The organism is Pediococcus acidilactici DSM 20284 (assembly GCF_000146325.1).
Taxonomy (GTDB): domain Bacteria; phylum Bacillota; class Bacilli; order Lactobacillales; family Lactobacillaceae; genus Pediococcus; species Pediococcus acidilactici.
The window spans coordinates 899,137-919,975 of sequence record NZ_GL397067.1; the positions used below are offsets into that span (position 1 = coordinate 899,137).

General features: G+C 41.9%; 20 protein-coding genes and 1 riboswitch. Of the genes, 6 read left to right on the forward strand and 14 right to left on the reverse strand.

Going from position 1 to position 20,839, the window contains the following annotated elements:
• Positions 1-6 precede the first annotated feature (6 nt).
• The 4 genes from HMPREF0623_RS04525 to HMPREF0623_RS04540 form a co-directional block, all read right to left on the reverse strand.
• A complete protein-coding gene (locus HMPREF0623_RS04525) occupies positions 7-666 on the reverse strand; it encodes an HD domain-containing protein (RefSeq protein ID WP_002832303.1) in 660 nt (219 codons plus the stop codon).
• Positions 663-2,225 carry a ribonuclease Y gene (gene rny, locus HMPREF0623_RS04530; RefSeq protein ID WP_002832304.1) on the reverse strand — a complete coding sequence of 521 codons (1,563 nt, stop codon included), beginning with the start codon at positions 2,223-2,225 and terminating at the stop codon, positions 663-665. Before rny ends, HMPREF0623_RS04525 begins: the two co-directional genes overlap by 4 nt.
• Before the next feature lie 147 nt (positions 2,226-2,372).
• A complete protein-coding gene (locus tag HMPREF0623_RS04535) occupies positions 2,373-2,786 on the reverse strand; it encodes a hypothetical protein (RefSeq protein ID WP_004165533.1) in 414 nt (137 codons plus the stop codon).
• Positions 2,787-2,839: 53 nt separating this feature from the next.
• Complete coding sequence (locus HMPREF0623_RS04540) at positions 2,840-3,718, reverse strand: RluA family pseudouridine synthase (protein WP_004166108.1); 879 nt, start codon at positions 3,716-3,718, stop codon at positions 2,840-2,842.
• 127 nt (positions 3,719-3,845) lie between these two features.
• A riboswitch (THF riboswitch) is annotated at positions 3,846-3,941 on the forward strand.
• A 66-nt stretch (positions 3,942-4,007) separates the two neighbouring features.
• Between HMPREF0623_RS04540 and HMPREF0623_RS04545 the strand changes: the two genes are divergently transcribed.
• Together HMPREF0623_RS04545 and HMPREF0623_RS09640 are read left to right on the forward strand one after the other, a co-directional pair.
• A complete protein-coding gene (locus tag HMPREF0623_RS04545; RefSeq protein WP_002832309.1) occupies positions 4,008-4,562 on the forward strand; it encodes a folate family ECF transporter S component in 555 nt (184 codons plus the stop codon).
• Between the two features lie 72 nt (positions 4,563-4,634).
• Positions 4,635-4,781 carry a hypothetical protein gene (locus HMPREF0623_RS09640; protein WP_002832310.1) on the forward strand — a complete coding sequence of 49 codons (147 nt, stop codon included), beginning with the start codon at positions 4,635-4,637 and terminating at the stop codon, positions 4,779-4,781.
• A 104-nt stretch (positions 4,782-4,885) separates the two neighbouring features.
• On the opposite strand, the gene HMPREF0623_RS04550 is transcribed toward HMPREF0623_RS09640, so the two are convergent.
• Entirely contained in the window at positions 4,886-6,214 is a 1,329-nt protein-coding gene (locus tag HMPREF0623_RS04550) for a nucleobase:cation symporter-2 family protein (RefSeq protein WP_036671278.1), read from the reverse strand.
• A gap of 199 nt (positions 6,215-6,413) precedes the next feature.
• On the opposite strand from HMPREF0623_RS04550, the gene HMPREF0623_RS04555 reads away from it, so the two are divergent.
• On the forward strand, positions 6,414-7,820 hold the full coding sequence (locus tag HMPREF0623_RS04555) for a C69 family dipeptidase (RefSeq protein WP_004166110.1): 1,407 nt from the start codon (positions 6,414-6,416) through the stop codon (positions 7,818-7,820).
• Positions 7,821-7,982: 162 nt separating this feature from the next.
• On the opposite strand, the gene HMPREF0623_RS04560 is transcribed toward HMPREF0623_RS04555, so the two are convergent.
• The 4 genes from HMPREF0623_RS04560 to HMPREF0623_RS04575 form a co-directional block, all read right to left on the reverse strand.
• Positions 7,983-9,221, reverse strand: a complete 1,239-nt coding sequence (locus HMPREF0623_RS04560; RefSeq protein ID WP_036671280.1) for an ABC transporter permease — start codon at positions 9,219-9,221, stop codon at positions 7,983-7,985.
• A gap of 1 nt (position 9,222) precedes the next feature.
• Positions 9,223-10,113 carry an ABC transporter ATP-binding protein gene (locus HMPREF0623_RS04565; RefSeq protein WP_036671282.1) on the reverse strand — a complete coding sequence of 297 codons (891 nt, stop codon included), beginning with the start codon at positions 10,111-10,113 and terminating at the stop codon, positions 9,223-9,225.
• A gap of 202 nt (positions 10,114-10,315) precedes the next feature.
• The gene (locus tag HMPREF0623_RS04570) at positions 10,316-10,660 is read right to left on the reverse strand and encodes a helix-turn-helix domain-containing protein (protein ID WP_004166113.1); all 345 of its coding nucleotides are present in this window, start codon (positions 10,658-10,660) and stop codon (positions 10,316-10,318) included.
• Between the two features lie 844 nt (positions 10,661-11,504).
• On the reverse strand, positions 11,505-13,430 hold the full coding sequence (locus HMPREF0623_RS04575; protein WP_004166114.1) for a BspA family leucine-rich repeat surface protein: 1,926 nt from the start codon (positions 13,428-13,430) through the stop codon (positions 11,505-11,507).
• Positions 13,431-14,074: 644 nt separating this feature from the next.
• On the opposite strand from HMPREF0623_RS04575, the gene HMPREF0623_RS04580 reads away from it, so the two are divergent.
• The 3 genes from HMPREF0623_RS04580 to HMPREF0623_RS04590 all read left to right on the forward strand — a co-directional run bounded on the left by HMPREF0623_RS04580 (position 14,075) and on the right by HMPREF0623_RS04590 (position 16,550).
• Positions 14,075-14,527 (forward strand): hypothetical protein, encoded by a 453-nt coding sequence (locus HMPREF0623_RS04580; RefSeq protein WP_002832318.1) that lies wholly within the window; start codon positions 14,075-14,077, stop codon positions 14,525-14,527.
• 15 nt (positions 14,528-14,542) lie between these two features.
• On the forward strand, positions 14,543-15,736 hold the full coding sequence (locus tag HMPREF0623_RS04585; RefSeq protein ID WP_004166115.1) for a hypothetical protein: 1,194 nt from the start codon (positions 14,543-14,545) through the stop codon (positions 15,734-15,736).
• A gap of 166 nt (positions 15,737-15,902) precedes the next feature.
• Complete coding sequence (locus HMPREF0623_RS04590) at positions 15,903-16,550, forward strand: zinc ribbon domain-containing protein (protein ID WP_036671284.1); 648 nt, start codon at positions 15,903-15,905, stop codon at positions 16,548-16,550.
• A 295-nt stretch (positions 16,551-16,845) separates the two neighbouring features.
• On the opposite strand, the gene HMPREF0623_RS04595 is transcribed toward HMPREF0623_RS04590, so the two are convergent.
• From HMPREF0623_RS04595 to tsaB, 5 genes are read right to left on the reverse strand one after another with little or no spacing between them, the layout of a single operon-like run.
• Positions 16,846-17,490, reverse strand: a complete 645-nt coding sequence (locus HMPREF0623_RS04595; protein ID WP_002832321.1) for a redox-sensing transcriptional repressor Rex — start codon at positions 17,488-17,490, stop codon at positions 16,846-16,848.
• A gap of 14 nt (positions 17,491-17,504) precedes the next feature.
• The gene (locus tag HMPREF0623_RS04600) at positions 17,505-18,482 is read right to left on the reverse strand and encodes a serine hydrolase domain-containing protein (protein WP_004166117.1); all 978 of its coding nucleotides are present in this window, start codon (positions 18,480-18,482) and stop codon (positions 17,505-17,507) included.
• 15 nt (positions 18,483-18,497) lie between these two features.
• Entirely contained in the window at positions 18,498-19,535 is a 1,038-nt protein-coding gene (gene tsaD, locus HMPREF0623_RS04605; RefSeq protein WP_004166118.1) for a tRNA (adenosine(37)-N6)-threonylcarbamoyltransferase complex transferase subunit TsaD, read from the reverse strand.
• Entirely contained in the window at positions 19,522-20,118 is a 597-nt protein-coding gene (gene rimI, locus HMPREF0623_RS04610; RefSeq protein WP_002832324.1) for a ribosomal protein S18-alanine N-acetyltransferase, read from the reverse strand. The genes tsaD and rimI overlap by 14 nt, the downstream gene beginning before the upstream one ends.
• On the reverse strand, positions 20,099-20,827 hold the full coding sequence (gene tsaB, locus HMPREF0623_RS04615; protein ID WP_004165545.1) for a tRNA (adenosine(37)-N6)-threonylcarbamoyltransferase complex dimerization subunit type 1 TsaB: 729 nt from the start codon (positions 20,825-20,827) through the stop codon (positions 20,099-20,101). The genes rimI and tsaB overlap by 20 nt, the downstream gene beginning before the upstream one ends.
• Positions 20,828-20,839: the final 12 nt, after the last annotated feature.

The following is a 20,839-nucleotide window of genomic DNA, read 5'->3' on the forward strand; positions in this document are numbered from 1 at the left end:
CTCCTCCTAGTTTTCTTGATTCCATTCGGCAATAAATTCCGTTAAAAACGACTCCATCCGCTGGGTGCGTTTTTCAGCAATTTGTTGGGCTAATGGAGTATTCATTTCGTCCTTTAGCTTAAGTAGTTTTTCATAGAAATGGTTAATTACCGACTGATTTTGCCGATACTCGGCATGTGTCATTACCTCACGCGGCGCAATCTCAGGATCATACATTATGTGCCCATGCGCGCCCCCATAATAAAAAGTGCGCGCAATTCCAATGGCCCCAATTGCATCCAACCGGTCGGCATCCTGCACAATCTGCCCTTCTAAAGAAAGCTTATACTTATGTTCTAAATTATCCGAAAATGACATGTGCGTAATGATATCGAAAATATGCGCAATGTCATAGTCACTAACCGCCAATTCCCGCAAAAAACGGGTCACTTCGTCTTCAGCAGTTTTGGTTTGTTCAACAATCTTTTCGTCAATCACGTCGTGCAACGTGGCAGCCGCAAAGACCACAAAACGGTTGATTTTCTCATCACGATCATCCATCAACTTTTGGGCCATCTTTACCACCCGTTGGATATGGGCGTAATCATGTCCGGTCAAGTCGTTTTGCAATTTCTTCATCACAAAATGGTTGATTTGGTTTAATTGTTCGACATTATCTTGACTCATGCTTGCTTTTTCTCCGCGTATTCTACAATTTCCAGTTTTCTAACCACCGTAACCTTGACCTGTCCTGGATAAGTAACCTCATCTTCAATGCGGTCCTTAACGTGAGTAGCCACGTTCTTAATACTGCGATCGTTAGTTTCCTTAGGCAAAACGATTACCCGTAGCTCGCGACCCGCTTGAATTGCGTAACTTTCCTGTACTTCCGGCTGGTCATTAGCAATTCCTTCCAAGCTTTTAATCCGTTGCAAATAATCTGCCGCTGATTCGCTTCGGGCTCCTTGACGAGCACCAGAAATCGCGTCCGCTGCTTCAACAAGGTCAGCAATTACGTACTTAGATTCAACGTCTCCATGGTGCGAAGCAATCGTGTTAATCACCACTGGGTTTTCTCGGAATTTCGTGGTTAGCTCTACTCCCAGTTCAACGTGCGTAGCTTCAATATCCCGGTCAATAGATTTCCCAATATCATGTAAAAGCCCCGCACGCCGGGCCAATGCAGCATTTTCGCCCAATTCAGTAGCAAAAATTCCTGCTAGTTTAGCCGTTTCGATAGAATGTTCCAAAATATTTTGTCCGTAACTGGTTCGATAATGCATCCGCCCAATAATTTTAATCAAGTCTGGTGCCACGTGCTTCAGCTTCAATTCTCGAACCGCATTTTCACCGTAATGTCGAATGCGTTCGTCAATCGTCCGGTTAGCTTGGTTCACCAGCCGTTCAATCGTGTCGGGAAGCACTCGTTTTTCACCCTTAATAGATTTAATTACTTCCATAGCCGTAGCACGCCGCACCGGGTCATATCCGTTGATGATTACTTCTTTCGTTTGGTCATCAATGATCACGTCTACCCCGGTCAAGGCTTCAATCGCTCGGACATTTTGTCCGGAGTTACCAATAATTTTTCCCAAGTATTCTTGGTTATCGGCAACCAAGCCGCGGTGATTTTCATACTGCACGCTGACCACGTTACTATGTTCCATTGCCAACGCAATCAAATCTTCTGCTTCCCGTTCCTTTGAACTTTCTAATTCGGTTGCCGCATTGTTAACAAACTCTTCTTGGGATTGTTCCGCATCTTCCTTAGTGGCTTGCAAAACCGCGTCACGTGCCTGCGCTTCAGGTAAATCGGCCACGTTTTGCAACGTTTGCCATCGTTCAGCAATCAACTGGTCCGCCTGCTTCAAAGTTTCCTTAACCGTATTTTTCCGGCCCTGCAACTCGTGGCGCTTCTGTGATAACAGGTTTGCTCGGTTGGCAAGTGCATTGCGCTTTTGCTCCAACAACTTCATTCGTTGCTCAATCCAAGCACCCTTGCGTTGGTTATCACGTTGATCATCGTCGAGTTCTTGACTAATGGTCATCCGGTACTGTTCCGTTTCTTGGTGACTTTTTTGTTGATATTCTTGAACTGCTTGGCGGGTCGCTTCTTGTTGCTGGGCAGTCAGCTTTTTAGCTGCTTGCCGCGCTTCTCGTAAAACTTCCTGGTGCTTTTGCGCCCGACGCCAAAATCCGCCGCCTAGTGCCAGCACCAGCAAAATTACGATTAAAATCGTTACCATCGCGTTGCCCCCTTCTTCTTCATAATCGGATTTTATTATAGCATAATTCCACTAGGCCATTTTCCGGCCATTCCAACGTTTTACCAGATGTTTAAACATCGCCTAGGGGCCTCTTAAATGATTCTCAGCTAAACTTGCGGGCTTGTCTTACAATTCCACCATTCGCCACATGCCTTCGCCGGCTTTTTCCAAGTCGTTTACAAAACTCAAAACCATCTTTGCCCGGTTCGGATTCTTTTCGTACAAACGGTTCAATCCCTGTCCAGTCGTCAACGGCGTGCCTAGGTTAAACTGTCCGTCCGTTTGCGTTCCTTCCGAAAAGGCCACTACCCAATCGCCAGTTTCAATCGCGGTGTATAGGAAAAATAAGGCGTAATCTTCACTCAAGTATGCGGGAACCGCCCAAACCTGGTCACCGACTTCCTGAGTCAAGTTACCCATGAAATTATATTCGGACGCGTTGCTACTGTTCACCTCGTGATTTAACTGCATTAGCATGGCGTCAAACGCTGGGTCTCCTAACGTTACGTTTATGTTTTCAAAATTGCCTTCTGTTGTCATAACTACCTCTTCAATCAATTATTTTCTACTCGTTTAAAGTTGTTCGAAACTACCTACATCCCGATTGCTTGTAAATCTGCGGGCAAGGGAGCCGTAAACTCTAATTTCTGATTCGTGAACGGATCAAAAAAGCGGATGGATTGCGCGTGCAAAGCCTGTCGCTCAATTCCCCGGTCCATGGGACCACCATATAGTTGGTCGCCCACTAACGGATGCCCCGCGTTCGCAAAGTGTACGCGGATTTGATGAGTACGTCCAGTTTTTAAATGAACCTGTACCAACGTTTGATTTGCAAAACGTTGGACCACTTTAAAGCTGGTCGTAGCGCTTTGCCCGCCTTCTTGAACCTCCCGGTGGATTCCATCGGCAGCTAGTCCTAGCGGCTGGTTAAAGGTCCCTTTTTCAGCACTAACCACCCCGTCAACTAGCGCAAGGTACGTTTTTTTAATCTTTCGGTGACGTACTTGCTCGCTTAGAAGGCTGTTAGCCACTTGATGACGAGCTACGAGGGTGATCCCGCTCGTAAACCGGTCCAACCGGGTGATTAAATGGGGTACCAAGTTAACTGCTCCGTTAGCTTGCCAGTGCCCCTTAATCCGATTAACTAAGGTATCCGTACGGTTACTTGGCCCGGGAACCGCAGTTAGACCCGCAGGTTTATTAACCACTAACCAATTATCATCTTCATAAATAACGTCGAGCGGTTGATCACTAACTGGTACCGCTGGGTCAGAATCCTCATCCGGCAGTTCAACCCAAAAGGGTTCAAAGGGCATAACCTTGTCTTTTAACGCCACCGTCCGCTCGTTTTCGTCAACTAACCGCCCGTCTTGGCGAATTTTTTGCATTAACCGTTGACTGGCTCCTAACCGTTGTAATACTTTTTGTGCACTAATAATTTCTTCTAAATTATTTTCAATTCGATATCGCATATTTTCTCCATTCGTTTGTGCTTTCTTCCTTCACTCATTTCCATTATAGCTAATTTCCGATTCGCTTACCGAAAACTTTTTTCCTTGAATTTCAAGTAAAAGGGACTACAATAAATTTAGCTCTATCAATGGAGTAGGAATCGGTGCGTTAAGTGTCGTCGAGACGGAGAGTTGTTCGACGAACGAATGCCTAGCAGCGATATCGGTTCCGCATCTCGCCGTTGAAGAGGGAATTTTTCATGCTATTTCCTTTTCGTTTTGCGGCCAATAAAGAAATGGAGGGATTTGCATGAAGGATTTTTTTAGTATTAAGGGAGTTTTTTCCGTGCGAAACCTAACCATGATGGCTTTATTGGCGGCTTTAGATGTAGTGTTGGCTCGTTACACGACCATCCATCTAACGCCCCAGTTTACCTTGGTTAGTTTCGAGTATATTCCATCGGCCATCGTTGCCGGGCTATTTGGCCCCTGGGCTGGAATTGTGTTTGGGTTGGTCAGTGACACGGTCGGTTACTTTTCTAACCCGGTTGGTCCGTACCTTCCCGTATGGGCCATTAGCGCCATGGTGGGCAACGTCATTCAATCAGTTTTCCTATATCAAGGTAAGTTTGACTGGTGGCGAATTTTGATTGCCCGCCTTCTCGTTATGCTGGTGGTTACCATGGGCTTAAACTTCATCTGGCAGTCGATTTACTTTGGCGCGGCGGCGGCTGCGTACTACAATTCGGCACGGATCATTAGCAACATCATTCAGTTGCCAATCCAAGTGGTGTTAATTCGCGTATTTGGTCAGCTGGCTCTACGAATTGTGACCCGGATGAACGCTAGCCGGCAATCCGTCTAATAATTTATTTGCTTTTCTCCATTATTCATCATAAAATAGTAATTGATTATTTTTTTGCTGAGGAGGAAGACCATGAAGTCACCATATAATTCATTCGCCCGTGCACGTAAAGTTTCTGGCAAACGCGAACGTCGTCGCCGTCAAGCACGGATCGTAGCGATTCAAAAATTTGCTAAAGGCAAGACTGATACAATCGCTGAAACACCAAAAGTTAAATAAGAACTCAAAAGAGGTTGGAATTTTTCCAACCTCTTTTTTTGTATTATTTTTTGCCTTCATTAAATTAAAAACGACAACCGTCGTTTTTTGTTAACGTGCGTAGGCTATTCGGCTAAAGATTCGCGCGTTTCGTCTAGTCCCTTAGAACCATTTAATAGAAGATTCATGATGATCGCCGTCACGCACCCAACCACCATTCCGTTATCTAAAATGGTTTGCACGGTTGCCGGTAAAATGTGGAACAAGGTTGGCTGGGTAGTTACCCCTAAACCAACGCCAATTGAAACCGCAATTACTAATAGGTTATTTACCGTCATGTCAACCGCCGCCAGCATCTTAATTCCTTGGGCTCCAACCATGCCAAACATTACTAGCATCGCCCCGCCAAGGACTGACGTAGGAATTAACGTTGCAATTGCGCTAAACTTCGGAATCAATCCTAAAATTAACAACATCCCCGCCGAGAAATAGATTGGGCGCAGCTTTTTAATTCCGGATAATTGCACAATTCCCACGTTTTGGGAAAAGGTTGAATACGGGAAGGTGTTAAAAATTCCGCCTAAGATTGCTGCAATCCCTTCCGAGCGGTACCCGCGTTTTAAATCGTCCGCCGTTAGTTTCCGTTCCGTGATATCCGCCAAAGCAAAGTAAACTCCGGTAGATTCAATCATACAAGTTACCGCGGCTAACAACATCGTTAAGATGGAGGACCATTCAAACTTCGGAGTCGCAAAGTAAAACGGTAGCGGAATTTTTAACCAGCTTGCTTGACTGATCGGCGTTGGATCAATTAATCCCATTAAGACCGCGATTACCGATCCGGCTACAATGCCAATCAAAACTGAAATCCGTTTAACGAATCCGTGAGTGAACACTTGAATTAAAATAATAATTAGTGCAGTTACAAAACCTAAAATCAAGTTGCTAGCACTTCCAAACTGCGGATCCGCAACGTTGCCGCCCCCAATATTCTGGAAAGCAACCGGGATTAACGTAAAGCCAATTAAGGTAATTAGTGATCCGGTCACCACTACCGGAAAGAATTTACGTAGTCGCGCGAAAAGTCCGCTAATTAAGAAAACAAAAATTCCGGCGGCAATGACGCCCCCGTACATGTATCCCCAACCAAAGGTGTTTCCGATGTGTTCCATCGGGGCCAAATATTCCACAGCCGAGCCGAGCACCACTGGTAAGGCAATCCCAGTCAGCGGCGTACGCTTAATCTGTAAGAAAGTTGCTATCCCGCACATAAAAATGTCCACGGAAATTAAATAGGTCATTTGTTGGGCGTTAAATTTTAAAGCTGCCCCAATCAAAAGCGGGATTAAAATATCCCCCGCGTACATTGCTAGCAAGTGCTGAAACGCCAGCAGAATTGTCTTTGGCGTCGACAACCGTTCTTCTTGTAAAACTTGCGACTCAAATTCCTTCATCTCATCCTCCACTATATCAGTAATCATTTTCAGTTTATAACGAACATTTTAGCATAATAATCGGCTTTTAAAAAGACGAATAACGAACTTTATTTCACATAAAGGGTATTTCAAATAAATATTGTTCGCCTATTATTCCTGTGAGTTTTGTGTAAAAGTTATATAATGAACATATAAAATAATAAAGGAGTGTTTATTAATGAACAAACGCATTCACGGTTCTTGTACCACTATTTTAGTTGGTAAAAAGGCCTCCATCGATGGTTCAACGATCATTTCACGGAACGACGACGGCCATGAAGCCCTCGATCCCCAACGTTTTGTCGTTGTTAACCCCGATGAACAACCCCAAAATTATCGTGCCGTAATCAGCGGCGTGGAAGTTAAGCTTCCCGACAATCCATTACGTTACACTTCCATGCCAAACTCCATTTTAACGAACGGAATTTGGCCGGCAGCCGGAATCAACAGCGAAAACGTTGCAATGTCCGCTACCGAGACCATCACCACTAATTCCCGGATTCTTGGAATTGATCCTTACGTAGAAAACGGGATTGGCGAAGAAGACATCGTTACGTTAGTTTTACCATACATTCACAGCGCCCGGGAAGGTGTTTTGCGGATGGGTGAACTATTAGAAGAATACGGAACCTACGAACCAAACGGAATTGCCTTTTCTGATAAGGAAGAAGTTTGGTGGCTTGAAACCATCGGCGGACACCACTGGGCAGCGGTACGGATTCCTGACGATGCTTACGTAGTTGCTCCTAACCGGATGAACATCGACCACTTTGACTTTAATTCTGACGACACTTTGTGCTCAGCAGACTTAAAAGAGTTGATCGAAAAATATCACCTTAATCCCGACTACGATGGGTACAACTTCCGCCACATTTTCGGTAGTGCATCGATTAAAGACACGGTTTACAACAATCCGCGGACTTGGTACGGACAAAAATACTTCAATCCGGAAATCGAACACGACCCGATGGATCAAGACTTACCGTTCATTTGCCACGCCGACAAGAAGATTTCAATTGAAGACGTTAAGTTTGTTTTGAGTTCGCATTTTGAAAATACGGAATACGACCCTTACGGTAACGGCACCGAAGACCAAAAGAAACTCTTCCGGCCAATCGGCATTAACCGGAACCACAACGTGCACATCTTGCAAATTCGTAACGACGTGCCTGCTGAAATTGCCGGTATCCACTGGCTAGCATACGGGGCCAACACGTTTAACACGGTGGTTCCATTCTATGCAAACGTCAACGATACCCCGGACGTTTATAAAAATGCCACCGGCACGTTCGACCTTAACAACATGTACTGGTTAAGCTGCACAACCGCTCTCCTCGGTGATACCGATTACGATCTGTACGCTGACTTACGGAACACCTTTGAACTTGAAGCAATGGGTGCTTACCGGCATATCCAAAATGAAGCCGACCAAAACTTCGCTACGCAAAGCGATCCCGTGAAGTATTTGGAAGCAGCTAACGAAAAATTAGCTCACGAATCCTTCACCCGTCAAACTAAGCTACTCGGCGAAATGGTTACTTTAGGTTCGGCTCACATGAAGTTAAGATACAATTTAAACGACTAATTTTAGTTAACGACTCAAAGAATTAAAAAAACGCTTCTTAAGATTAATTTCTTAAGGAGCGTTTTAATTTGGTTAACTCTACATTGATAGTAAGCATTGCAAAATCTAAGGCTGGTTGCCTACTCGCCAATTTCCAAGTTTTATCCTGGCCCTTTTTTGCGGTTAATGACGTTTACGTTGCATTTGTAAACTGTGCCGCAACGCTTTAAAAATTCCCTTGTTGTTATAAACAAGCACGTTGCGCTCGTAAGCGTTCGCGCTCAGCCAACAAAAAACTAGCAAGAAAATCACGTTAATAATCCCGGCCACCCCGGTTGCACTCAGACTCGCTTGGTCAACGCCATAACGCACCGGCATTACCATCGGACTGGTAAACGGCAGGTAACTTAGCACAGTCGTCACCATCCCTTGACTATCCGGAGCCTGAATTGCCGCGAAGAAGCCCACCATCGCGATTAAAGTGGCTGGTACCGCTGCTTGCGCAATTTGTTCCTGGTTGGTAACCAGTGAACCGCAAAGGGCCGCTAAAATTGCGTACGTAAAGACTCCCAAGATGAAAAAGCCAATTGAAATACTGAGGAACGGCAGATCGATTTCGTGCCACGGAATTTGATTAATTAAATCGTGCAGTTTGCCAGATTGGCCGCTGGTTAACCAAACCACCACCCCAACTACCAGGTAAACCAGTAGGTGGATTAAAGTCAAAATCCCCACACCAAGCAATTTGCCGTAAAATTGGGTTTTCGCCTTCACCGCGGTTAAAATTGATTCTTCAATTCGAGAACCCTTTTCTGTACCAATTTCTTGGGCAATTACGTTTCCATAACTAATTAAGAAAATGTACATTGGTAACGCAATTAATTGGGCAACAATCATTCTGAGTTGCCGGTTGCCGGAATTGATCGTGGTTAACCGTCCCTTCTTAAGGCTAACCGTTTTCGTAGTTAGCTCCGGAGTCCGTAACAATTGGGCTAGCTGCTGTTGGCTTAAACCGAGTGCTTTGGCCGTATTAGCCGTATTTAAAACCGCTAAATCTTGTTGAATGTCGGTCTCTTCAACGTCGGCCCCCTCTTTATTGACCGTTAGTTTTGAATGTTGCATACGCGCATCGATGGTTAGGATCCCATCAACCTTAGTGCTTTTCAGCGCTCGTTCAGCATCCTTTTTAGAGGAGTATCCCCGATAGCGCAAATCTGCGTGTTGTGTAGCAGAAAGTTCCTGCACAATTTCTGACGGCGCCACCACCGCCACGGTAGCTTTAGAGTCTTTATGTCCGCTATAAATACCGATGCCCACCATGACCCCCGCGATAATCAGCGGCAATAAGACCAGCGACCACCAAGAAAAACTAGTCACGTTCTTTTTTAAAACTTGTTTTGCGATAATCATTAATTTATTCATCTTAGTCACCAGCCTTAATTTTGAAAATTTCGTCTAAAGTAGGCGGTTGTTGGCTAAATTCTTTTAGGTAGCCATCCTTAGTTACCAATTCAAAAATTCGGTGGCCCACCGCGGGCGTTTCTAATTCCAGAATAAACTGGTCTGCCCTTTGACTTACCCGTTGTACTCCCGGAATGGCCGCTAGCTCTGGTTGGGTGAATCGGTTTGTCTGCAAGTACACCCGCGTATCGCCAAACTGCTGGCGAATTTCATTGACCTTCCCATTTAAAACTACTTTGCCGTCCTTTAGCATCACCAGCTGATCCGACAAATCTTCAATGTTTGTCATATCGTGACTAGAAAAAATAATCGCGGTACCATTCTGTCGTAAGAACCGAATACCTGCTTTTAATAACCCCGCGTTCACCGGATCCAACCCTGAAAAAGGTTCATCTAGAATCGCCAGCTTAGGCATGAATATCAATGCCGCAATCAGCTGGACCTTTTGCTGATTTCCTTTGGATAAGTTCTTAATTTTTTCTTTGCGTTTCCCCTTAACTTGGAAACGATCCATCCATTCATCTAGCTGAGCTAAAATATCGCGCTTCTTCATCCCGTGTAACTGGCCAAAAAACAGTACTTGCTGTTCAATAGTCATCTTGGGGTATAACCCCCGTTCTTCAGGAAGGTAGCCAATCCAGTCGCGTTTCAACTGGTTAATTGGTTTTCCATCCCACCTAATTTGCCCTTCATCAGGCGTTAAAAAATCTAAAATCATCCGAAAAGTAGTCGTCTTTCCCGCACCGTTTTGACCAATCAAACCTAAAATTTCACCTGGACGAACCACAAAAGACTCTTCACTGACGGCACAATATGTACCAAAGTATTTACTAACCTGGTCAATTTCTAACATTAATGACTCCCCTCTTTCTAATACATCCCCATCATTGAATATGGGTATTATAGCAAAGCACATAAACTATGTATGCGTTTTATCGATAAAAGTATTAAAAAGACCGTAAAACCTTGTGCAGGTTTTGCGGTCTAATCAATAAATAATTTTTATTTTAATTACTAAGGCACGAGTAACTTCTCCGACGCTACATTGCTAACCGTTATTTTTTTCGTTGTAGTAATTCAATAATATCAATGAAGTTCTTAGACAACTCTTCCGCTTCCAATTCATTCATCTCTTCTAAAATCCGCATTAGTTTAGTTAAATATAATCCTCGATGCTGTTGCCGATTTTCATTGACCTGTAATAGTTCAATTGTGCTCAACCCTAATGCTTCAGCAATTGCTTCGATATTCTTCCAGCTAATGTTTTGGTTATCAGTTCTTTCAATTCGCGAAATGAAGTTAACTGATAAATCACTTTTCTCAGCTAACTCTTCTTGGGTCAACCCGCTCTCCTTACGAACTTGTTTAATTAATTTTCCAATATTTATATTTGCACTCATATTGCACCTCGCGTCTTGTTATAAGTCGACAATAAAGGTTTTTGGTTCTGTTGATAACAAAATATAGTCAACTATATAATATACATATATTATTACAACCAAAAAAGGTTCGCGATTTTACCGTCCCCAAACCCCGAACCTTACCAAAAAATTAACCTTTTACCATTCGATTCCGAACAATCTTTGTCTACCAAAGTTAATGTATCGTTTATTATACTTTTAACCATTTTACCGCTGTTAAAAAATAATTTCTAGTAGCGATTGTACTATGAAAAAAATAAACCGTTTTACCCGGCCTCGTTTGTTAGTAGTTACTCCTCAAGTATACGTCAGCGTTGCTAAATAGAGTCTTTCGCTCCTTTCTAGAATTTACGAAATACGCTAAAGACCGTTACTAATTTTAGATTAAGTGGTTTCTAGTCCACCATTAATTTCCTAAAACAGTAATAATTGCATATCGGTGACTTATCACACCCTTTCCTTATTCTTTAAACCTGGTTACTTTATTTTTTAGCACTAAAAGTTTTATTTTTGATACTTAAAATGCTTTTTTGACGGCATTTTCCGACCTTTACTTATTCTCCATAAACTACTGTATCGTTTATTATACGTGCATATGTTAATGCTCTTCAGCACACTTTGTGGTGATTCAACAAAGCTAATTACTTTGTTAACCCCGCGGTGAGCTACCTGTCTTTAAAGATTGACTAATCATGGCAAAGCTAGGATAACTCGCTAACCTCTTGCCTACGGATTTATTTGTAAAATCGATGTAAAAAAAGGACGAATTCAGAAATCCTGAATTCGTCCTTTAATACGTTCGTAATTATAGAAACTCGATTATCTAGTTTTTGCGTTGCTTCTTAACTAAGCCAACTACTGCCAATAGACTTAACATTGCTAAGCCAATTACGCTAAGTAACGTTGTAGATTGTTTCTTTTCATTCGTTTGTGGCAAAGTCTTAGCAGTTGCTTGGTTAGATTGTTTAGAACGGGTTTGGCCGTTTGCACGATCTTGTGGCGCAAACATCGCATTTGATTGTGCGCCAGCATAATCAGAGGCATTACCGTTGTTAATACTACCATTTGGATCAACAATTACCCCACCATTTTGTTGGTTGTTAGCGTCGGTTGCTTGCGCATTATTTGCAGCAGTGTCGTCTCCATTAGCGTGCTTTCCATTATTTACATCATTTGCATTTGATGCATTGCTGCCAGCATTGTTCTTACCATCATTTTGTGCAGGTTGGTTACTGTCAGCGTTGTTTTTGCCGTTGTTTTGGTCTGGCTTATTACCGTCAGCATCGTCTTTGCCACCATTTTGGTCTGGCTTATTGTTGTTGGTATCGTTCTTGCCACCATTTTGGTCTGGCTTATTGTTGTTGGTATCGTTCTTGCCATCATTCTGACCTGAATTATTGCTATGAGAGTCGTCTTTATCGTTGTTTGGTTGATTATCGTCGTTTGTAACTAACGTATACGTCTCTGCTTTGTCACTACCGTTTTTATTGAGGAAGTCTTCAATTTCATCAGAAGTATAGGTTTTACCCGTACTTTCAATTTTCCATTTTTTATCATCCCCAGCTCTCAACACAAAGTACACATTCGAGGTAACTGGTCCAACCGTAACACTCTTTAGATAATTTGAATCAGTAAAATCTAAATTACTATCAATATAAAGCCCACCTAAGTTTAAATGCTCAATACCGGAACCAGTAAACATGGACCTATAATCATGCCCTTCACTAATCGCCGAATTTTTCCAACTACTTAAGTCTAAATCACTTAAACTAGTTGTCATACTAAACATACTGTTAAAGGAGTGTACTTTAGATACATCCCATCCCTTAACATTTAAATTACTCAATGATCTGCATTGGGCAAACATAATTCCCATATTTTCAACTTGACTTGTATCCCATTTTGACAAATCTAAATTATTTAGACTACTATCTCCTTGAAAAACAGATGCTAACCTTGTTAGATGACTTGTATCCCATTTTTCAATTCCCTCAATCGTCTTTAATTGTGGGTTATCAGCAAATGAAATTGTTTCCGAGCTTCCAAAGCTTAATTTGTCTGCATTAATGATTTTAGTTAAATTTTCATATTCACTAAAAAAGTAGTCTCCAAAAGTTTCAAAATTCCATGTGACTTCCCCATCAAATTGAATGACCTTTACATCATTTTTATTCCAATTTTTATCATATCTTCCATGCTCTAAATCCCCACTATTTAGATGTAAAGTTCCTTGGTTATCAAGGGTCCACTTTACCGTACCTACTGTACCGGAGTCTTTTTTATTATCTTGCGTAACTTTTGTGGATTCCTTAGTTCCATCATTATTCTTTACATCTTTTTGGCTATCTTCAGGATTGTGAGCTGTAAATTCATTTATATCTTTCTTATCATCTGCAACTGCATTTTTTGCAATTTGACTATCTTTAGCCTTATTAACCACTGATGTTGAAGCCACGCTACTTGAGGCTGTCGCACTAGTTGGGGCTGCTGAACTATTTACTTTTCTGGAAGCCGCACTAACCGAATTTGCAGCACTACTGTTGGCTTTAACAGTCGCACTAGTTACGGCCGCCGTGCTTTCTTGAACTTGTTCAGTTTGGGGTGTTTGTGCGGGAGCGTTAGCTGTTGCGACTTCGTCGGCTTTCGCACTTACCACGCTACCAGCCGTTGCCATTCCTCCGGCGACAATTGCCGCTACAAGCCATTTTTTACCACTCTTATACATTTTAAAACGCTTTTTAGTTTCCATAATCCTACTCCTTAATATGTATTAATTAATCCTCTCACTCATACCTTTAAAGTGTAACTCTTACGCAATGCTATTTCAACATTATATTCATATAAAAAAAGTATATAAAATGGCACAAAAAAGTAACGGCACCATCCTTAAAATCCAAGTATCCTTCCCCTAAAAGGTCAATGCACCATCCATTTTGACTGGATTTATCAGTTATACCATAAATTTAAATCTAGTCTACCATTTGGAAAACCCCAAAAATAATACATATTTTTTTATTTCATCTATATGAATATAAAAACATTAGTGATAACATTTTATAGTGTCTACGGTACTAATACCTAAAATTTTTATAGGGAGGGAATATCAGATTAGTAACGTAAATAATTATGTCTTTCATTGAATTGTTTGCGTACTAAGAAATTAATCACTAGTCATTGACGCCTTTTGAGAAATCAATCACCTTATCCAAATCCATTTTTTAGTATTTATTTTTTTCGGTTACTAGGAAATGAATTTTTTTATGTGTTTATTAAAGCCCTTATAGCTACTTAGGATTAATTGCTTAAAAGGTGCGATCTGGACTAGTAGTTAAAGTATCGAGGACGGTTGCCAAAATACTTATATTAATCAAAATACTATGGAGGAGTTAAGGAATGAATTTTATTAAACAACATAAGTGGATCGCCATCATCGTTGTAATCTTAATCGCCATTGCCGGCGGTTATCGTTATGCCAATCGCGGTCAATACGCCGTGCAAAACAAAGTCATGACGGTTGGAATGCGTGCTGATGATGACGTAACCTACGATAAATCCGCAAAAGCGGTTTTCAAACCTGACCATGAAGTAAAGTTTTCAGGTAACCAAGACAGCATGGATGGTTTTGGCAAAGTTAAGTGGTCTGCTAAGGGAAGCAAGGTTTTCTTGAAGAGCTGGGGAGTACGCTTAGCTACCATTGATACAGCTCATAAAGTAACTTTTAAAGGGCATCCTGCATATCGGGCGAATATTGATTTGAAGAAAGTCCTTGCGGGAGCTGGATACGATGACGCTAGTGAATTAGTCGATGACGATTATAGTGTGACGCTCTACTTTGTCTTGAAATAATTAAAGGAGATTACAATGGATAAATTTAAAACATTTATTACCCAAAATAAAAAATTAGTGTACGGCGTGATTGCAATCATTATCATTGCTGCAGGTGCAAAAATAGGATACGACTACCACAGCAACAACATCATTTCCCGGATTGAAGTAAAATTCTATGGTTATAACGGACATGGTGATGCAGCAATAAGTAACGCCGAATCCGTAAATAAGTACATGACCCGGCGCGTATTGCAAAAGGATCACATAAAAAAAGACGTAATTAATAAAATAGTGTCTCATCCTGACACATTTGATTACAGTATGCTTTCTTCAGAAGATCAATATAAAATTCAATCATCAATAGAGGACCTTTCTTCGACTAGATTAGAATTCAAAGGGAAATCAACCGAACTTAAAAATGGCGATAAGGTTACCGTAACGTTTAAAAACAGCAATTCGGAACTTCCTTTCCGTGACGGCAAAAAAACGTTCACAGTTAAGGGATTGAAAAAAAGTACCAAAGTTTCTTCCAATAAGATTTTTAACCAACTTAAAATCAAAGCCCTCGGAATTAATGGCAAGGGACAAATTGCACTTTCAAGTAAAAATTCTGACTTAATCAATAGCAACATTAAGGTTAAAAACAATGGTCACCTTAGCAACGGAGATGTTATTTCACTCACGCTCCCAAAAGCAGCCTTTAAAGATAGTAGTGGTAAGCACCAATACACTGGTTCAAGAACGTTCAAGTATAAGATTTCCGGACTAATTGATAGTAAATCAATTACTAACGTTGACGACATTACGGATGCCACCGACACTGTCATGTCTGATTATACAGATGACAAACAATTCGCTGATGAAAAATACACATCCAAGTTTGTTAACTTGTACGTAACTCCGTATAACGAAAATGAAGAAGAATACTACGATGACGACGACAACGAAGTTTCAAGCAAAGTAGAAGTCGCAGATGCATCCGAAAATAGTACTTCATCTAGCAACAAATTATCAATTGTTGCAATTTATAGCGTCAATTCTTCGGACGCAGATGACGATGACGAACCTGAAAATGTTGCCGTTGAAGTAAACAACCTATCGTTAAACGATGGTAAATTAAACATCAAAGATAAAAAGATTACTTCTGATGACAACGTTTCTACCCTTAGTGATTCCATTAAGACCTACGAACGTAACTTGGAAGTTTCTGGTTTGAAACTAAAATAAGTTAATACTAATTAAGAAGACTAGGAAAGTTAGATAAATTTCCTAGTTTTTTTATTAATGAAGCAGGGTGGGCTTGTTTCTCCTGCTAATACTTTGTAAAAGAGGTTTACAAAGCCTTAATTGTGAATATATAATGGTTATATCTGTTAATTTAGGAGGAATAATAATGGTACAATCTGCAGTTGTTGAAAACGATAGCGATGCGTTTTCCGTTAGTTTATTAGCGTTTTGGGTAAAGGGAAGTATTACACTAGATGACGCCTTCTTACGGGTAAATATGCCAAATACAGTTTTCTTTGGTTTGGTTCCTGCCGGTAAGCAAAAAGATTCATCTCCCCTTTCAGGAATTACTAACGTATACACATCGAAATCATATAAGCTGAGCTCAATCTTTTTAGGATTATTAATTGCAATTATTGGAGTAGCGCTAATGGGCTCGTCATTCTTTTCGGCACTAATCGCAATTATCGTTGGGGTGCTTTTAATTGGTAGTGGAATCAGAACCACGTTTAACTATGAACGTTCCGGAATTAGTAAAACAATTGACTTACCTTTCTTCGAAGCACATCATAGTGAAGAATTAGAAGAAAAACTCACCCAAAAATTAGCTACATATCAAGCGGATCGCAACGTGAGAGCACAAACGGACCGCACAATTCAACAAGGAGCTCAAAACACACAACAAATTGTTAACGCCGTAAGCGGAGATGCAAATAATGCCGCATCATCAGCGAGCGCATTTTGTGGTAGTTGTGGCGCACCGCTTGCTCAAGGTGCTAAGTTCTGTAACAAGTGTGGCGCTCAAGCTAACTAATCGAGTTATAAATTTGATTAATTACAAATAAAAAGAGACCAGAATTTTTCACAAATTCTGGCCTCTTTTTTGAGTCAACGAGTACGAAACTCAACCAAATTAAAGTTCACTAGCAAGATGCCAGCTTTTTCCAAAAATCCATCCCTTTCTTAGCAAATCTAAGATTTTTCCACTATCTTAGTATTTTATATACTTATGCACCTATCTTTTAAATTAAAGACCACGTATCCATAACCCATTCTTAAGCTAATAAAAAAACTTACCGCAATATATAAACAGTAAGCCTTCAATACATTTATTCTAATTCTTCAATTTCCCGCCGGTTAATTCCGTAAATTAGCGATTGTAGTTCCACAGAAAGGTCCACGTCTTGCACAATCACTTTTTCTGGCACGGTCAGTGGAACCGTAGTAAAGTTCAAAATTCCTTGAATCCCAACTTCTAGCAGCTGGTCAGTAAGTTCTTGAGCTTTTTCTGCAGGAACCGCTAAAATTGCCACGGTAATTTGTTGTTCTTTAATTTGTTCCTTTAGGTTTTTAATGTCATAAACTGGAATTTGGTTTTGCACCGTGTTCACCAATTTAGGATCAACGTCAAAAGCCGCGGTAATCCGTGCATTTCCAACCCGGTGGAACTTGAAGTTTAGTAACGCCCGTCCGAGGTTCCCTACCCCTACTAAAGCAACGTTTGCGTTAATATCTTGTCTTAACGCGTCATCAAAGAGTTCCAAAAGCTTTTGAACATCGTAGCCGTACCCACGCCGGCCCATTTGTCCAAAGTAAGAAAAATCCCGTCGAATGGTTGCTGCATCAATTTGTAAATATTCAGCCAACATTGCGGAGGAAACTTTTTCTACTTTTTGGTCTGATAAACGCCGCAAATAGCGGTAATACAAAGGTAACCGACGGGTAGTCGGAATTGAAAGTTTAAAATTAGCCATTTTTTCCACATCCTCTATTGAACAACTTTTAATATTTCGTCACGCATTGCCACGTGGACCTTTTCATCCTCGATATAATCGTGTAGCAACACGAGACCATGTTTATTTTGGTTATTAAAGGCAATTAACCCGGTTGGGCTGCTGCCGTAAAAGACATCGCGGTTTTCCTTGAAACGGCACCAGCCGAGCGATTGGCCGTCGACATCCACCTTCTTGATTCCATCAAACAACTGCGGATCAAGAATTTCTTTGCCTTGGTAACTTCCCCGATTAATCATCATTTCGGTGAAAACCGTTAGATCATTTAACGTTGAGAATAGGCCTGCATGCCCGCTTTCTCCATTTAACAACAATCCTAACTGATCTTCAACCTGACCTTGAATTTGTCCCCGTTTAGGATCGTTTCTCGTTGGCACAAAACGCATCTTAGGGCGGTTAAGGTTAAACCCACTGTTAGTCATTGCCAACGGATACAAAATCTTGTCCTGTACCGCCCGGTCAATGGAACCGTCCACCGTCCGAATGATAATTCCCAGAAGGGCAAAATTTAACGGAGAAACTTGCACGTGGTCGCCAGGCTCAAAATCCGTGTCAACCATGTAAAGCGCATTGATAAATTCAATCCCGGTCAACCGGTACATTCCCGGAATTTCCACCGGAATCCCACTAGTGTGCGTTAACAAATGCAATACTAGCACATTCGGGTTGGAAAACCCTGGCAGGTACTTTTTAATCGGATCTTTTAACCGGATTTCTTGAATCGCTAAAAGCTGAAAAATCCGGGTCGTGGTCGCAATTACTTCAGTCATTGAACCGACGTCGTAAATCATCGAAGGATCAAGGCACACATTGCCTTCCTTACCGCCCTGCACGCCTTCGTAACGGCTTTCAATTTCGTTTGGTAAAATGAAGCTGTACGAAGCTCCATTAATATAGTGTTGTTGAATTCCCTTTTCAATCACCTGATGAATCTGGTGCATTTGCTCAGTCATCTTTGCCACCTCTTTTTATTTAGTCGCGCCCGGTTCCCAATCAAACTCTAGGCTCGGATCGGCATTAAGCGTCAAATCGGCGAATACTCCGTGACGCATCAGCATTTCGCCGGCTGCCCCAATCATTGCGCCATTATCTCCACAAAGTTTTAAGGGCGCCTTCACGAAATCTAAATCATTAAATTGGGCGCTGAGTTGTTGGTCTAAGGCATCCCGTAATCCCCTGTTCGCAGCAACGCCGCCCGCTAAAATCAACTGTTTGATTTCTAACGCTTTGCAAGCGCGGACCGTCTTGGCCACAATTACGTCAACCACGCTTTGCTGAAAACTAGCCGCTAAGTCCGCTTTATCCAATTCTTCGTGAACTTGGTCCGCGTGGTGTACCGTGTTGATAAACGCACTCTTTAACCCGCTAAAACTAAAGTCAAAGTTGTCATCGTGCTCCATGGCCCGTGGAAAATGGAACGTATCTTGTCCTTGGTGCGCCAATTCATCAATTGCTTTGCCGGCAGGATACTTTAATCCCATTACCCTACCTACTTTATCATAAGCTTCTCCGGCCGCGTCGTCACGTGTTTCGCCAATAATCTTAAATTCATTTTCCGCTGCCATATATACTAGTTCGGTATGTCCTCCGGAAACTAGCAACGCTAAAGCAGGGAATTTAATTGGTTTGACGAACCGAGCTGCGTAGATATGTCCCATCATATGGTTAACCGGAATCAATGGCAAATGATTTGCAGACGCAAAGGCCTTCGCCGCAGAAACCCCTACTAAGAGGGCACCCACTAGTCCAGGTCCGTAAGTAACCGCCACCGCACTTAAGTCCGTTGGCTGGACTTGTGCTTGTTTCATTGCTTGGTCAATGCACAGGGTGATTTGCTCAATGTGGTGTCTGCTAGCCACTTCTGGAACCACCCCGCCAAACCGTTGGTGACTATCAATTTGGGTGGCAATGATGTTTGATAAAATAGTGTCACCATTTTTAATAACCGCTACGCTAGTTTCATCGCAGCTGGATTCGATTGCTAATATTAAACTATCTTGTTCCACGATATCCTCCCCGCCATTTCGATAAATCTAGTTGCATATCGATGGCGTCCTCATGGTCACCAAAGTAATAGCCCTTTTTCAAACCGACGTTTTCAAATCCAATCTTCAAATATAACGCCTGGGCATTAATATTACTCTTCCGCACCTCTAAGGTAACCTTCTTATACTCAATAAACTGGGCCTTCCGCACAATTGCTTCAATTAAAAACGAACCAATCCCTTGATTTTGGTATTCGGGAAGAATGGCCACGTTGGTAATGTGGGCATTCTTCGCCCGGTCGTTAAATGAAGCCCCAATAAAGCCCATCAACTGGTCATTATGGCGAATCACCAAGTATAACCGGTCGACCTTTCTTCTTAGCTCGTTTGCAAATGCCGTCCGGTCCCAGGGAGTCTGTCCATCATACACGGCCCGTTCCACCATTAAAATCTCGGGGATGTCCGTATTAGTTGCCTGAGCCACAAAGTAGCTTTGTCCTTCAATCACCACGTTATGATGTGCAATTTCGAAGGCTTCTTCCCTTAGCCGGCGCGTTCGATTAAATAAGGTTCCTTGTGCCCAATTAATTAATTTGTCGAACATATGATTCTTTACTCTCATCGTTTGGATGTTTTTCCTTCCAATTTCTTTCCGCTTCAGTTACTCGTAAATATGCTGGCACAAAAGTATAGTAATTTTCTAACGCTTGTTTTTGCAAGCCTAGCAAACCTAGCGCATAGGCGTTCGGCAAGTTATTTAACGTGGTCGAATGCTCAGCAATTACTCGCAAAGTGTCTTCTACCATCGGTTGAAATTTTTCAAAATGGTTATTAATAAAGTAAACCGATCGTCCCAGTTCATTGATTTTTGCCAGCAAAGATTCAAAACTCAGGTGCTGGTCGGCAACCACCGGCGTAACTTCCATGCCATGCTTTTCGTAAATCCCCGCAAAAACATTTTGGTTGCGTGCATCAAAGAACGGAACTACCAATCCGTCGTTAGGTGCGTTTGGCACTAACATTGCTAAACTAGAAATGCCGACCAATTCAATTTCCAGCGTCATTGCTAACGTTTTTGCCGTGGTGACCGCAATGCGCAACCCGGTGTATGAACCGGGGCCTTTGGCTACCACGATGCGGTCTAAATCTGCTAACGAAACTTCTGCCGTTTTTAGCGTCTGTGAAATAATTGGCATCAGCTGTTTACTGTGATTTCTTTTAATGTTAGTGGTTTGGATCGCCAGTAATTGATCATTTTCAAGTACTGCTACACTAAGTGCAACGTTAGACGTATCCAATGCTAAAATTTTCATTTAGTTCGCTCC